The sequence below is a fragment of the Streptomyces scopuliridis genome (assembly GCF_042790125.1).
Taxonomy (GTDB): Bacteria; Actinomycetota; Actinomycetes; order Streptomycetales; family Streptomycetaceae; genus Streptomyces; species Streptomyces scopuliridis_A.
In genome coordinates this window covers 63,417-76,618 of sequence record NZ_JBHTZS010000001.1, presented here as the reverse complement: position 1 = coordinate 76,618, position 13,202 = coordinate 63,417, and the positions used below count along the sequence as shown (strand labels likewise).

Below are 13,202 nucleotides of genomic sequence, written 5' to 3'. Positions count from 1 at the left end.
TCAGACCCCTTCCAGGGCGAAGCCGGACTTGATCCACTTGCTGGACTCGACGGCGATGCCGATGGCACGCTCGCCCGGCTCCAGCGCCCCGACGAGGCGTTCGAGCTGGAGGAACGGCAGCGCGTTGCCCGTGTTGGCGGTGTCCGCGACACAGGTGATCTCCCGGGCCCCCGGCAGGTCCAGTCCCTGGACGATCTTCCCGGTCATCCGGCCGGAGAGCTGTGGCGGCAGCAGATAGCCGATGTCGTCCGGCTTCCAGTCCAGCGACTCCAGCAGCTCCGCCAGGATCTCCGCGGCCATCACCGGCACCCGCTCCTCGATCGCCTTGTAGTCCTCGGCGACCCCGGCCCCCTCGGGGGGCTTGCCCTGAGCCGGTCCGTACCACCGCAGCACCTGTCCCGGCTGCTGCCCGAGCCCGGTGAGCCGGTTGAGCACCCGGCGGATGGCGGGGCGCCCCGGGGCGCGCTCGGTGGTGAGCACGGCCGCCCCGGCCCCGTCCCCGAAGAGCACCGCGTTCACCAGCTCCTCCGGCCGCAGACTCATCAGGTCGGCGCCCAGGTCGAAGAACTGGGCACACACGTCGCCGCCGAGCACCAGCGCGTTGGTGTGCCCGGCCGACTGGAGCATCCGACGGCCGACATCCAGTGCCTGCACGGCGCCACAGCAGCCGGACTGCAGCTGATAGGTGGGTACGTCGTTGATGCCGAGGCGGTCGGCGACGAGATTGACGGTGGCCGGCATCAGCTGGTCGGGGGTGGCGGTGCCCATGACCAGCACATCGATCTCGCCCGGCGCCAGCCCGGCCGAGGCCAGCGCGCGGCTGCCCGCCTCCGCTGCCAGCTCCGCGAGGGAGACGGTGAGTTCACCGGAGTCCAGGTCGATCGCCAGATGCCGGGTGCGGGTACCGATGAACGCGTCCACCCACTGCTCCCACAGCGTGTCCATGCCGAAGCGGCGGGCCAGGGCGGAGTTGTCGATGGGCGGGCCGGGAAGAGCGCTTCCGACCGAACGTAGATGGATGTCCGGGATGTCCATTGCGGTCCTTCCTCAGGGTTCATCGGCTCCCGGCGTCATCGTGCGGAGCGCGTCTAAAGGCCGACTTACGGTGGGCTTAGGCGGGCGGCGCCGCTCGGGGCGGAGGGATGTCCGGCCGCGCGGAATGAACCGCTTCGGCTCCGGCGTTCCCCCTGTGCGGAGCCGGCGCATCGGTCATCCGGCACTGGAGCGGGAGGCAAGGCTGTGCACGGTGAGTACAAGGTCCCCGGCGGCAAGCTCGTCGTGGTCGATCTCGACACGGAGGACGGGCTGCTGCGCCGTGTGCGGGTCGCCGGGGACTTCTTCCTGGAGCCCGACGACGCGATCGAGGCGATCGACCACGCGCTGGAGGGCGCCCCGGCCGACACCGACGCCGCCGGTCTCGCCGCCCGTATCGAGGCGGCGCTGCCGCCCGGCACCGTGATGTACGGGCTCAGCGCCGAGGGCGTCGCCATCGCCGTACGCCGCGCGCTGGCGCGTGCCACCGACTGGACGGACTACGACTGGCAGCTGATCCACTCGGCCCCGGAGTCCCCCGCCCTCCATATGGCGCTGGACGAGGTCATCACCACCGAGGTCGCCGCCGGACTGCGCCCGCCCACCCTTCGGGTCTGGGAGTGGGCCGCGCCCGCCGTGGTGATCGGCAGCTTCCAGTCACTGCGCAACGAGGTGGACCCCGAGGGCGCGGACCGCCATGGCATCACCGTGGTCCGCCGGATCTCCGGCGGCGGCGCGATGTTCATCGAACCGGGCAACACCATCACGTACTCCCTCTCCGTGCCCGACTCCCTCGTCAAGGGCCTCACCTTCGCCGACAGTTACGCCTATCTGGACGACTGGGTGCTCGGCGCGCTCGGCGACATGGGCATCACCGCCTGGTACCAGCCCCTCAACGACATCGCGACGGACGCCGGCAAGATCGCGGGCGCGGCCCAGAAGCGGATCGTGAGCGGTACGGGCGCCGTGCTGCACCACGTGACCATGGCGTACGACATCGACGCCGACAAGATGCTGGACGTGCTCCGCATCGGCCGCGAGAAGCTCTCCGACAAGGGCACGCGAAGCGCGAAGAAGCGCGTCGATCCGCTGCGCCGCCAGACCGGACTGCCACGCGAGACCGTCATCGAGCGCATGATCGACTCCTTCCGGGGCCGGTACGGACTGACCACGGGCAAGGTCACCGACGAGGAGATGGCCCGGGCCAGGGAGTTGGCCAGGACGAAGTTCTCCACCCCGGAGTGGACGGCCCGCGTGCCGTAGCGGCGGCTCCCGCGTACCGGGGGCACGTAGACTCCCTCGGTCATGAAGGTATTCATCTCCGTTGACATGGAGGGCATCTCGGGGGTCGTGCATCCCGCCGAGGCGAATCCGGACCGCTATGACTACGAGCGTGGCCGGGCGTTGATGACGGCCGAGGCGAACGCAGTGATCGCCGGTGTGCTGGAGGCCGAACCCACCGCGGAGGTTCTGGTCGCCGACTCACACGGGCCCTACCGCAACCTGCTGCCGGAGGAACTCGACCGGCGGGCCCGTCTCGTACGCGGCAAACCGCGCCCGCTGGGCATGCTCGGCGGGCTCGACGAACACACCGACGCCGCCGTGTTCGTCGGTTACCACGCCCGCGCCGGTGCCGGACCCGCCGTGCTGGCGCACACCATGAGCGGCGACATCCTCGACGTGCGCGTGGCCGGGCGTTCCCTCGGCGAGATCGGTCTCAACGCGGCCATGGCCGGGCACTTGGGCGTGCCGGTGGTGCTGCTCAGTGGCGATGACACAGCCTGCGCCGAACTGCTGGACCTCGTCCCCTCCGCGGGCACGGTCGCGGTCAAACAGGCCCTCGGCCAGGCCGCCGCCGTCGCTCTGCACCCCGAGGAGGCCCGGGATCGCCTGCGCCGGGCGGCGGCCGAGGCCATGACGCGGCGGGCCCTGGTTCCGCCACTGACCCTGGCCGGGCCGCTCGATGTCGAAGTCGACCTGAGCGGCCCGTACATGGTCGATCTGGCGACCCTCGTGCCCGGTGTGTCGCGTACCGAGGGCGGCCGCACGGTCAGCTTCACCGCCGCCGACTTCGCCGAGGCGTACAGGCTGGTCGTACTCCTCGTACAGCTCTCCGGCGTCAAACCCGGCTAGCCCGTCCTCGACGTCACTCCCGCGCCGCCGAGCGTGGCGGTGTCAGCGCGACGTACAGCACCAGCGACACCACCAGTCCCACCGCCCACCCGTAGTCCGCGAGCGGCTTCAGGAAGGGGATCAGTCCGCCCTCGGGGAACGGGCCCTTTCCGGGGGCCGAGTGGGAGCCGCCCACCGCCAGTACGCCGCCGACGACGAAGGCCAGGACCGCCCGCGGGTTCCAGCCGTTGCGGTACCAGTAACGGCCGCCGGGGCGGTACAGGTCGGCCAGGTCGAGGACGGTGCGGCGGACGATCCAGTAGTCCGCGATCAGGATGCCCGCGACCGTACCGAGCAGACCGCCCACCAGTCCGAGCCAGGTGAAGATGTACAGCTCGGGGGTGGCGGTGAGCTTCCACGGCATGATGACGACCCCGACCACACCCGTGATCAGCGCGCCCGTACGGAAGTTGATGAGCTTCGGCGCGAGATTGGCGAGGTCGTACGCGGGCGAGACGACATTGGCGGCGATGTTCACGGAGATCGTCGCGATCAGTACGGTCACCAGCGCGAAGAGCAGGCCGAAGACGTTGTCGGTCTTCGCGGCCAGTTCGACCGGGTCCCAGACGGCCGCCCCGTACACCGCCTGTGAGCCGGAGGTGACGAAGACCGAGAGCAGCGCGAAGAGGGTCATGGTCGTGGGCAGGCCGAGCGACTGGCCCCAGATCTGGGCGCGTTGGCCCGCGCCGAAGCGGGTGAAGTCGGGGATGTTCAGGGACAGCGTGGCCCAGAAGGCGATCATCCCCATCAGCGACGGGAAGAAGACCGGCCAGAAGTCCGCGCCCCAGCCGAGCCGGGACGGCTGGTCGAGCAGTGGTCCGAGGCCGCCCGCCTTGACGGTGATCCAGACCAGCAGCACCAGCGCGCCGACGATCACGAAGGGCGCCGCCCAGTTCTCGAAGCGCCGCAGGGTGTCCATCCCCCGGTAGATGATGGCGAGTTCGAGCGCCCAGAAGAGGACGAAGCAGAGCCAGAGGGTCCATGGCTGGCCGCCGATCCTCGACGCCTCCGCCCAGCCGCCGAAGATCTTGCCGAGCAGGACGAAGATGCCCTGGCCGCCGATCCAGGTCTGGATCCCGAACCACGCGCAGGCGACCGCCGCCCTGATCAGCGCGGGCAGATTCGCGCCGCGCAGCCCGAACGAGGCGCGGGCGAGCACCGGAAAGGGGATGCCGTACTTCGGCCCCGCGTGCCCGGTCAGCAGCATCGGGAACAGCACGATCACATTGGCCAGCGCGATCGTGAAGACCGCCTGCTTCCAGTCCATGCCCAGGGTGACCAGCCCGGAGGCGAGCAGCCAGGACGGAATGTTGTGCGCCATCCCGACCCAGAGGGCGGCGAAGTTGTATGTCGTCCAGCGGCGGCGGGCCACCGGTACGGGCAGCAGATCCGCGTTGGCGAAACGGCTGTCGTCGGGCACCACGCCGGGCGGGAGCTCGACGCGGCCCTGGGGGTCGGTCCTGGCGGTGGCTATCGGTTCTCCTGGGTCGGGGGCGGCGGGCGGTACGGTCGCGGTCATGGCGGTGGGACCCTTCGTTCGAGGAGCGGACTTCGGGGACGTCGAACGAGGCCGTGCGGGCGCTGGTGGGACGGGAGGGCGCGGTCGTGCGGGCGCTGGTGGGACGGGACGGCGCGGTCGTGCGGGTCAGTCCCGGAGCGCGGGGATGATCTCGGCTCCGTACGCGTCGATCGTCGCTTCCTTCGCGTCATGCATGTCGTAGACGGCGAACTGGTCGACCCCCAGGTCGCGCAGCGCCCTCAGCTTCTCGATATGCGCCTCGGCCGGCCCCAGCAGACAGAACCGGTCCACGATCTCGTCGGGCACGAAGTCCGTGGAGGGGTTCCCGGCCCGGCCGTGGTGGCTGTAGTCGTACCCCTCACGCCGCTTGATGTAGTCGGTCAGCGCGTCGGGCACCAGCCCGGAGTGCTCTCCGTACCGGGTCACCAGATCGGCCACATGGTTGCCGACCATCCCGCCGAACCACCGGCACTGCTCGCGCGCGTGCGCGAGGTCATCGCTGACATAGGCGGGCGCGGCGACACAGATGGTGACGGAGTCCGGGTCGCGTCCGGCGTCGGACGCCGCCGTGCGGACGGCCTTGATCATCCACTCGGTGAGGAAGGGATCGGCGAGCTGGAGGATGAAGCCGTCGGCCTGCTCCCCCGCCATGGCCAGCGCCTTGGGACCGTACGCGGCCATCCACACCGGCAGCTTCCCGTCGCGCACCCAGGGCAGTCGCAGCGGCCGGCCGTCGACCACGGCCTCGCGCCCCTCCCCCAGATCGCGGATGACCTCGATGGCCTCGCCCAGCCGGGCCAGTGTGTTGGGTTTGCGGCCCGCGACCCGCATCGCGGAATCGCCGCGCCCGATGCCGCACACGGTGCGGTTGCCGTACATCTCGTTGAGCGTGGCGAACGTGGAGGCGGTCACCTCCCAGGTCCTGGTGCCCGGGTTGGTCACCATCGGGCCCACGGTCAGTGTGGTGGTGTGCTCCAGGATGCGGCTGTAGATGACGAAGGGCTCCTGCCAGAGCACGGCCGAGTCGAAGGTCCAGCCGTACGTGAAGCCGTTGCGTTCCGCGCGCCGCATGAGGCCGACGACCGCCGACGCGGGCGGGTCGGTCTGGAGGACGAGTCCGAAGTCCATGGCCTGGTCACTCCTTGGTCTCAGGTGAGGTACTGGCAGAGGGAGCGGGGGGTGTACTGCCCGTGTCCCGCCCGTCCGGTGAACTGCCGCTGGTCGATGACGAGTTCACCGCGTGAGAGGACGGTCTCCACCTGTCCGGTGATCCGCTTGCCCTCGTACGCGGAGTAGTCCACGTCCATGTGATGGGTCTCGGCGGAGACGGTCTGCTCGGTGTGCGGGTCGTAGATGACGACATCGGCATCGGCGCCCGGCGCGATGGTGCCCTTGCGCGGATAGAGGCCGAACATCTTGGCCGGGGAGGCGCAGGCGATCTCGATCCAGCGGCGGCGGGTCAGCTTCCCCTCGACGACGGCCTGGTGGAGCAGATCCATCCGGTTCTCCACCCCCGGCAGCCCGTTGGGGATCTTCGAGAAGTCGCCGCGGCCCATCTCCTTCTGGCCCACGAAGCAGAACGGGCAGTGGTCGGTGGAGACCACCTGGAGATCGTTGGTGCGCAGTCCCCTCCAGAGCGCGGCCTGGTGCTCCTTGGGCCGCAGCGGGGTGGAGCAGACGTACTTGGCGCCCTCGAAGTCCGGCTCGGCGAGATTGTCGGTGGAGAGGAAGAGGTACTGCGGACAGGTCTCGCCGAAGACGGGAAGCCCCTTGTCGCGGGCGGCGGCGAGTTCGGCGACGGCCTCCTCGGCCGAGACGTGCACCACGTACAGCGGCGCCTCGGCGACCCGTGCGAGCTGGATCGCCCGGTGCGTGGCCTCGGCCTCCAGCAGCGCCTTCCGTACCTCGCCGTGGTAGCGCGGATCGGTGTGCCCGGCGGCCAGGGCCTGTTCGACGAGGACGTCGATCGCGATGCCGTTCTCGGCGTGCATCATGACCAGCCCGCCGTTGTGCGCGGCGCGCTGCATGGCCCGCAGGATCTGGCCGTCGTCGCTGTAGAAGACGCCGGGGTAGGCCATGAAGAGCTTGAAGGAGGTGACACCCTCCTGGACGAGGAGGTCCATCTCCTTCAGGGAGCTCTCATTGACATCGGCCATGATCATGTGGAACCCGTAGTCGATGGCGCAGTTGCCGTCGGCCTTGGCGTACCAGGCGTCGAGTCCGGTGCGCAGCGCCTGTCCCGGGGACTGGATGGCGAAGTCCACGATGGTGGTGGTGCCGCCCCAGGCCGCCGCGCGGGTACCGGTCTCGAAGGTGTCGGCGGCGAACGTGCCGCCGAACGGCATCTCCATGTGCGTATGGGCGTCGACCCCGCCCGGGATGACGTACTTGCCGGTGGCGTCGATCGTCCGGCCGGCGGTCCAGCCCTCGGCCACATCGGACCCGTGGGCGGCGAGGGCGACGATCCGGCCTTCCTCGATCAGGACATCGGCGTGGATCTCGTCGGCGGCGGTGATGACGAGTCCGCCGCGGATGAGGGTGCGGGTACTGCTCATGCGGGTGGCGCTCCCATTCGTACGGTCGGCTTGGTGCGGTCCTGGACGGCCCGACTACGCCCCGCGCAGGGCCTGTTCGAGGATCGCGGCGCCCTCTTCGGCCTCGGCGACGGTCAGCGAGAGCGGCGGGGCGATCCGCAGCACGCTCGTGTTGTGGCCACCGCCCTTGCCGATCAGCAGCCCGCCCTCGCGCGCCGCTTCGAGCACGGCCGACGCCGTCTCGGGAGCGGCCTGGCCGGTGCTCGGCTTGATCAGCTCGATGCCGATCATCAGTCCGCGCCCGCGTACCTCGCGTACGGAGTCGACCGCCGCGCCGATGGCCCGCAGCCGCTCGATGAGCAGTCCGCCGACACGGCGGGCGTTGCCCTGGAGGTCGTGCTCCAGCAGATACGAGAGATTGGCGAGTCCGGCGGCCATGGTGACCGGGCTGCCGCCGAAGGTCGAAATCGAGTTGGCGTCAAGGCAGTTCATGATGTCGGCACGGGCGACGACACCGCCGATGGACATACCGTTGCCGATGCCCTTGGCGAAGGTGAGGAGGTCCGGCGGACCGTTCTCGCCGTGCGCCTGCCAGCCCCAGAAGTGCTCGCCGGTACGGCCCCAGCCGGTCTGCACCTCGTCGCTGATCCACAGGATGCCGTGCCGGTCGAGGACTTCACGGAACGCGGCGTACAGCCCGTCCGGCGGGGCGGTGAACCCGCCGACGCCCTGCACCGGTTCGGCGATCAGCGCGGCGGGCGTGCGGATGTGGCCGAGCAGATCCTCCAGATCGGCGACGCATGCCTCGATGAACCGCTCGTCGGTGAGTCCGGCGTACGGGCCGCGGTTGCGGACGCCGCCGTGCACGTACAGCGTCTGGAGCGGCGAGAGACCGGTGGGCGACCAGCCGCGGTTGCCGGTGATGGAGACCGTGGAGAAGGACCGGCCGTGGTAGCTGTTGCGCATCGCCAGGATCTGGTTCGACCCGCGGTACGCGGTCGCCAGCATCAGCGCCGTGTCATTGGCCTCGGTGCCCGAGGTGGTGAAGAAGACCCGGGCGTCCGGGATGCCGGACAGGGCGGCGATCCGTTCGGCGAGTTCGACCATCTGACGGTTGAGATAGAGCGTGGAGGAGTGGATGATCCGCCCGGCCTGCTCGCTCACCGCCTTGGTGACCTCGGGGAGCGCGTGGGCGGTCATGGTGGTGAGGATGCCGCCGAAGAAGTCGAGATAGCGGTTGCCCGCCGCGTCCCAGACATGGCGGCCCTCGCCATGGGTGATCTCGATGGGCTCGTCGTAGTAGAGCGCGAGCCAGTCGGGGAGTACGGCGCGGTGGCGGCCGTACAGATCGTTCGCGAGCGGTCGCATCACGGCTGCACCAGCCCCTCGTACGCGTCGGGGCGGCGGTCCCGGTAGAACGCCCACTGCTGCCGCACCTCGTCGATCAGGCCGAAGTCCAGGTCCCGTACGACCAGTTCCTCGCCCTTGTCGCTGGCGGTCTCACCGACGAACTGACCGCGCGGGTCGACGAAGTAGCTCGTCCCGTAGAAGTCGTTGTCGCCGTACTCCTCCTGTCCGACGCGGTTGATCGCGGCGACGAAGTACTCGTTGGCGACGGCGGCGGCCGGCTGCTCCAGCTGCCAGAGGTAGCTGGAGAGTCCGCGGGAGGTGGCGGAGGGGTTGTAGACGAGCTGCGCGCCGTTCAGCCCCAGCTGGCGCCAGCCCTCGGGGAAGTGGCGGTCGTAGCAGATATAGACACCGACCTTGCCGACCGCCGTGTCGAAGACGGGCCAGCCGACATTGCCGGGCTTGAAGTAGTACTTCTCCCAGAACCCCTTGACCTGCGGGATGTGGTGCTTGCGGTACTTGCCGAGGTACGAGCCGTCAGAGTCGATGACGGCCGCGGTGTTGTAGTAGAACCCGGACTGCTCGACCTCGAAGACCGGGACGACGATCACCATGCCGGTCTCGCGGGCGAGCTCCCGCATCCTGGTGACGGTCGGACCGTCGGGGACGGGCTCGGCCCACCGGTAGTGCTCAGGCTCCTGCACCTGGCAGAAGTAGGGCGCGTTGAAGACTTCCTGGAACCCGATGACCTGCGCGCCCTGCAGGGCCGCCTCGCGGGCGTGCTCCTCATGTTTGGCGATCATGGATTCGGTATCGCCCGTCCAGGTCGCCTGGACGAGTGCGGCGCGTACGACTCTGGCCACGAGCTGCTCCTTCGGCGGGTGCGTCGATGAGCTCTACGCACGTAGATTCGATGCGTAGGAGGAGAACGTAAGCCCCGTCCCACACTGGGGCAAGACCATCGCCGTTAACCCGCAGAGTCGATCAAGTTTCACACCCGAGCGGTCGACATTGGGCAAGATGCATCAAACCGATCACGTCCGGGGCCGTCCCGATCACGTCCGGGGCCGTCCCGATCACGTCCGGGGCCGTCCCGATCACGTCCGGGGCCGGTCAGGTGCTGACGATCCCCGCCACCCGCAGGGCGTGTACGAGATCGCGTTCACGGGACACCGAGACCGCACGGGCGGCGTCGATCAGCTGCGGGACCAGCCGGCGCGGATCGGACGCGGCGATGAGCACCGCGTCCTCGGGCGTACGGGCCTGGACGAAGGCGCTGAGCAACGCGCGTGCCTCGTGCGCGCGGCCCGCCTCCCCCAGCGCGAGCACGGCGTCGCTGATCTCCCCGGCGGGACGGGAGACGCCCTGGCGCAGCAGCTGACCGCAGTCACCGTCCCGGCCCGCCGCTGCGAGCGCCCCGGCCGCGGCGGCGAGCCGCTCGGGCGGCAGGGAGGCCGCTTCCCACAACAGCTCGGCCCAGTCGGCGCCGAGCCCGGCACGGTGCAGTTCGGCGGCGAGCAGCGGGAGCTGTCCGGGGGGCCGGCCCGCCGCCTCGCAGAGCACGACATGGGCCTCGCCGGTCCGGCCGTCTGCGCGCAGCCGGATCAGCGTGGCGACCATCTCGGCGGCGGCCCGCAGATCCTCGGCGGAGTGCCGGGGCGCGGCGGGCTCGACGGGCGCGGCGGGCGCGCCGCCGAAGCGGGCGCCGCGCGGGGAGCCGGGGGCGGACGGCGGCGGTACGGGGAGCGCGGGCGCGGGCGGCGCCGTCTCGTCGAGGTCCTCGACCTCCAGCCCGGCGAAGCGGGCGCCACGAGGCCTGCGCCGGGGCGCGGGCGGGCGTTTCCTCTTCGCCTCGGGCTCGGGCCCGGGGGTGGGTTCCTGGTCGGCCGGGCGCGGAAGCGCCGTATCCCTGGGCGTAGTTGACGCAGCGTCAGGCAATGCGCCCGGCAGCTGACCGGACATCCCGCCGGACGGCTCCTCCGGGTCCGGCCGGTCGAAGACCGAGGGCTCCTCCGCGCGGAACCAGCCTTCCGGGGCCGGCGGGCGCGCGGGCCTGGCGGTGCGGGCCGGGGCCGGCAACGACACCAGCCGGGAGCGGAGTTCGTCGCAGCGCGCGGAGGCGCGGGCGTGGTCGTCGCGTATCCAGGCGAGATCGTGGGCGAGCTGTTCCGCCCGGGGCGAGCGCTCCGGGGTGGTGCTGAGCAGCCGTACCAACTCCTCGGCCCGGCCCGCCGCGTGCGCCTGCTCGCGCACCATCAGCCGCAGCCGGTCGGACAGCGCCTCCGAGCCACCGGGCAGCCGGTCGTGCGCGGCCGCGGACGCCGTGTGGAGCTGACCGGCCCGTGCGGTCTCGGCCGCCACCACCCGGTCCTCACGCCCGGCGGCGAAGTCCTGGAGCAGCGATTCCACCACGTCCCAGGGCGGCACCTCGGTGCCGTCGAAGCAGGCGCGCAGACCATCGGGGTCACGGTGGCGGAAGACTCCGTACCAGCCGCCTTCCGGATCGAGGAGGGACGTCAAGTCCCTTAAGTACCGCGCGAAGGCCCCGATCTCCGCTGGAAGTTGACGCACCGTCATCGCCGGCCCCGTTCCTGCCCCGCCGCGCTCCGCCGAAGGGAACCCTCCGGCCCGCTGGCATTCGACCTCAGTCGTGTTACAGGGCCGCTACGGGCGGTTTTCCGGCACGGTTCGGTGTCCTGCCGGACCCTGGAGTCAGAGCGTGATGGCGATCCCGGTGTGCGGACGCTTGCCGCGCCGTACGACCCTGGCCGGCCAGTCGACCAGCCAGAACTGCCAGCTGTACTTACGGGCGAGCAGCTTACGGACGGGCTCCAGCGACGCCGGCTCCTCAAGCAGCCGCGCCGTACCCTCGGCGCTCGGCGCGCCCGGCGCGATCCGCCCGCGCACGTCGCACGCCGTCACCATGACCCGGCTGTTGTTGCGGATCCGCTTGACCTTCCAGGCGTCGGACCTGGTCCAGATGAGCAGTTCGCCGTCCGCCACCGCGTGCCAGACGGGGGTGGCGACCGCCGTACCGTCCTTGCGATAGGTGGTGAGGCTGACATAGCGGCTACGGCCGAGTTCGTCGAGGGTGGTCACGGGCGGGAGACTACGCGGTCCCCGCCGTCCCCGACAGCCCCGGCCTCCCCGCGACCGCGCACGGGACTTCCGGCTTACCCGGGACTTCCGGCTTGCCCGGGACTTCGGGCTTACTCGTCTAGACCGGCACCAGCGCGCACCGCGCGGCGACCTCGTCCATCGACAGCCCCAGCGCGCCGGCCAGCGCCGCCACGGTGAAGAAGGCGGGCGTCGGCGCCCGGCCGGTCTCGATCTTGCGCAAGGTCTCGGCGGAGAGCCCGGCGACCGCGGCGACCTCCACCATGCTGCGCGCGCCACGCGCCTCACGGAGCAGCCGGCCGAGCCGCTCGCCGCGCTCGCGCTCTTCGGGGGTGAGAGGAGTACGTACCATCCCGTCATTCTAATACCGCCGCACAAGGGTGCCCGGATCTTTCGCGACCGGTATAGTTATTGGAATGGTGGAGATCAAAACCGATGCGTCCCTGGACGCCATGCGCGCCGCGGGCCGGGTCGTCGCCCAGGCCCTGACAGCGGTACGGGAAGCGGCGGCCGTGGGCGGCACCCTGCGCTCCCTCGACGAGACCGCCCGCGCCGTCCTGCGCGAGGCGGGGGCCGGTTCGCCCTTCCTCGACTATCACCCCGACTGGGCGCCCACACCCTTCCCCGCCGCCATCTGCGCCTCCGTCAACGACGCGATCGTGCACGGCATCCCCGACGGCTACCGGCTGCACGACGGCGATCTCGTCAGCATCGACTGCGGCGCGGTGCTCGACGGATGGGTCGGCGACGCGGCGATCAGTTTCACGGTCGGCCGTGCGCGCCCGGACGACGTACGGCTGATCGACACGGCCGACGAGGCGCTGGAGGCCGGTATCGCGGCGGCCGTCGTCGGCAATCGCATCGGTGACATCGCCCATGCGATCGGCCGCGTCTGCCGCAGAGCGGGCTATGGCATCCCCGACGGCTTCGGCGGCCACGGAGTGGGCCGGACGATGCACGAGGACCCGGGCGTCCCCAACGAGGGACGCCCGGGACGCGGCATGCCGCTGCGGCACGGCATGGTGCTGGCGATCGAGCCGATGCTGATCGCGAGCGGCACCGACCGGCACTTCACGGCCCACGACGGCTGGACGATCCGCACCCTGGACTCCAGCCGCGCGTCCCACGCGGAACACACCGTCGCGATCACCGACGAGGGCCCGCGGATCCTGACGGCGCTCTGAGCCCCCGAGCGCGGGGCGTTCTGGACCGCGTTCGCAGTCCTTCATATCCTCTGCCACACCCCACCAGGTCAGGAGCTAACCGCTCCTGACCGGTGTGAGGAACTTCTGCCGCCTCGGGCTGCTGCGGCGGCATCCCGGGGGTGGGTACCTGCACGCCATTTGGTGCTACCGGGTGTACGGGAAAGGAGTTCACGACGGCGAGCGCGCCGCAGGCGGCAGGGCCGACGGGCTGGCGGTTGCGACGCAGGCCGACCTACGGCTCCGCGCACCACCTCGACCGCTCCGCCGGCTTCACGC

General features: G+C 70.7%; 12 protein-coding genes. 3 read left to right on the top strand and 9 right to left on the bottom strand.

The window, feature by feature from the left end:
* Complete coding sequence (locus ACFRKB_RS00350) at positions 1 to 1,035, bottom strand: 3-oxoacyl-ACP synthase III family protein (protein ID WP_383101957.1); 1,035 nt, start codon at positions 1,033 to 1,035, stop codon at positions 1 to 3.
* Between the two features lie 204 nt (positions 1,036 to 1,239).
* Here ACFRKB_RS00350 and ACFRKB_RS00345 point away from each other — a divergent pair, with 204 nt between their 5' ends.
* Together ACFRKB_RS00345 and ACFRKB_RS00340 are read left to right on the top strand one after the other, a co-directional pair.
* Entirely contained in the window at positions 1,240 to 2,295 is a 1,056-nt protein-coding gene (locus ACFRKB_RS00345) for a lipoyl protein ligase domain-containing protein (protein WP_383101956.1), read from the top strand.
* A 42-nt stretch (positions 2,296 to 2,337) separates the two neighbouring features.
* Positions 2,338 to 3,165 (top strand): M55 family metallopeptidase, encoded by an 828-nt coding sequence (locus ACFRKB_RS00340; RefSeq protein ID WP_383101955.1) that lies wholly within the window; start codon positions 2,338 to 2,340, stop codon positions 3,163 to 3,165.
* A gap of 13 nt (positions 3,166 to 3,178) precedes the next feature.
* On the opposite strand, the gene ACFRKB_RS00335 is transcribed toward ACFRKB_RS00340, so the two are convergent.
* The 8 genes from ACFRKB_RS00335 to ACFRKB_RS00300 all read right to left on the bottom strand — a co-directional run bounded on the left by ACFRKB_RS00335 (position 3,179) and on the right by ACFRKB_RS00300 (position 12,073).
* Entirely contained in the window at positions 3,179 to 4,723 is a 1,545-nt protein-coding gene (locus tag ACFRKB_RS00335) for an NCS1 family nucleobase:cation symporter-1 (protein ID WP_383101954.1), read from the bottom strand.
* A gap of 126 nt (positions 4,724 to 4,849) precedes the next feature.
* Positions 4,850 to 5,851 (bottom strand): TIGR03842 family LLM class F420-dependent oxidoreductase, encoded by a 1,002-nt coding sequence (locus tag ACFRKB_RS00330; protein ID WP_383101953.1) that lies wholly within the window; start codon positions 5,849 to 5,851, stop codon positions 4,850 to 4,852.
* Positions 5,852 to 5,871: 20 nt separating this feature from the next.
* Complete coding sequence (gene hydA, locus ACFRKB_RS00325) at positions 5,872 to 7,278, bottom strand: dihydropyrimidinase (RefSeq protein WP_383101951.1); 1,407 nt, start codon at positions 7,276 to 7,278, stop codon at positions 5,872 to 5,874.
* 54 nt (positions 7,279 to 7,332) lie between these two features.
* On the bottom strand, positions 7,333 to 8,625 hold the full coding sequence (locus tag ACFRKB_RS00320; protein WP_383101950.1) for an aspartate aminotransferase family protein: 1,293 nt from the start codon (positions 8,623 to 8,625) through the stop codon (positions 7,333 to 7,335).
* Entirely contained in the window at positions 8,625 to 9,467 is an 843-nt protein-coding gene (locus ACFRKB_RS00315; protein ID WP_383101948.1) for a nitrilase-related carbon-nitrogen hydrolase, read from the bottom strand. The genes ACFRKB_RS00320 and ACFRKB_RS00315 overlap by 1 nt, the downstream gene beginning before the upstream one ends.
* A gap of 250 nt (positions 9,468 to 9,717) precedes the next feature.
* On the bottom strand, positions 9,718 to 11,124 hold the full coding sequence (locus ACFRKB_RS00310) for a hypothetical protein (protein ID WP_383101947.1): 1,407 nt from the start codon (positions 11,122 to 11,124) through the stop codon (positions 9,718 to 9,720).
* A gap of 192 nt (positions 11,125 to 11,316) precedes the next feature.
* The gene (locus ACFRKB_RS00305) at positions 11,317 to 11,703 is read right to left on the bottom strand and encodes a PPOX class F420-dependent oxidoreductase (protein ID WP_383101946.1); all 387 of its coding nucleotides are present in this window, start codon (positions 11,701 to 11,703) and stop codon (positions 11,317 to 11,319) included.
* Between the two features lie 118 nt (positions 11,704 to 11,821).
* Positions 11,822 to 12,073 (bottom strand): helix-turn-helix domain-containing protein, encoded by a 252-nt coding sequence (locus tag ACFRKB_RS00300; protein WP_383101944.1) that lies wholly within the window; start codon positions 12,071 to 12,073, stop codon positions 11,822 to 11,824.
* A 64-nt stretch (positions 12,074 to 12,137) separates the two neighbouring features.
* Here ACFRKB_RS00300 and map point away from each other — a divergent pair, with 64 nt between their 5' ends.
* On the top strand, positions 12,138 to 12,905 hold the full coding sequence (gene map / locus ACFRKB_RS00295; protein ID WP_383101942.1) for a type I methionyl aminopeptidase: 768 nt from the start codon (positions 12,138 to 12,140) through the stop codon (positions 12,903 to 12,905).
* The last annotated feature ends 297 nt before the right edge of the window (positions 12,906 to 13,202 follow it).

What these genes read in the sequence shown, in the direction of transcription:
- ACFRKB_RS00350 (WP_383101957.1), bottom strand. Translation starts at nt 1,035, where the DNA reads ATGGACATCCCGGACATCCATCTACGTTCGGTCGGAAGCGCTCTTCCC.
- ACFRKB_RS00340 (WP_383101955.1), top strand. Translation starts at nt 2,338, where the DNA reads ATGAAGGTATTCATCTCCGTTGACATGGAGGGCATCTCGGGGGTCGTG.
- ACFRKB_RS00335 (WP_383101954.1), bottom strand. Translation starts at nt 4,723, where the DNA reads ATGACCGCGACCGTACCGCCCGCCGCCCCCGACCCAGGAGAACCGATA.
- ACFRKB_RS00330 (WP_383101953.1), bottom strand. Translation starts at nt 5,851, where the DNA reads ATGGACTTCGGACTCGTCCTCCAGACCGACCCGCCCGCGTCGGCGGTC.
- hydA (WP_383101951.1), bottom strand. Translation starts at nt 7,278, where the DNA reads ATGAGCAGTACCCGCACCCTCATCCGCGGCGGACTCGTCATCACCGCC.
- ACFRKB_RS00320 (WP_383101950.1), bottom strand. Translation starts at nt 8,625, where the DNA reads ATGCGACCGCTCGCGAACGATCTGTACGGCCGCCACCGCGCCGTACTC.
- ACFRKB_RS00300 (WP_383101944.1), bottom strand. Translation starts at nt 12,073, where the DNA reads ATGGTACGTACTCCTCTCACCCCCGAAGAGCGCGAGCGCGGCGAGCGG.
- map (WP_383101942.1), top strand. Translation starts at nt 12,138, where the DNA reads ATGGTGGAGATCAAAACCGATGCGTCCCTGGACGCCATGCGCGCCGCG.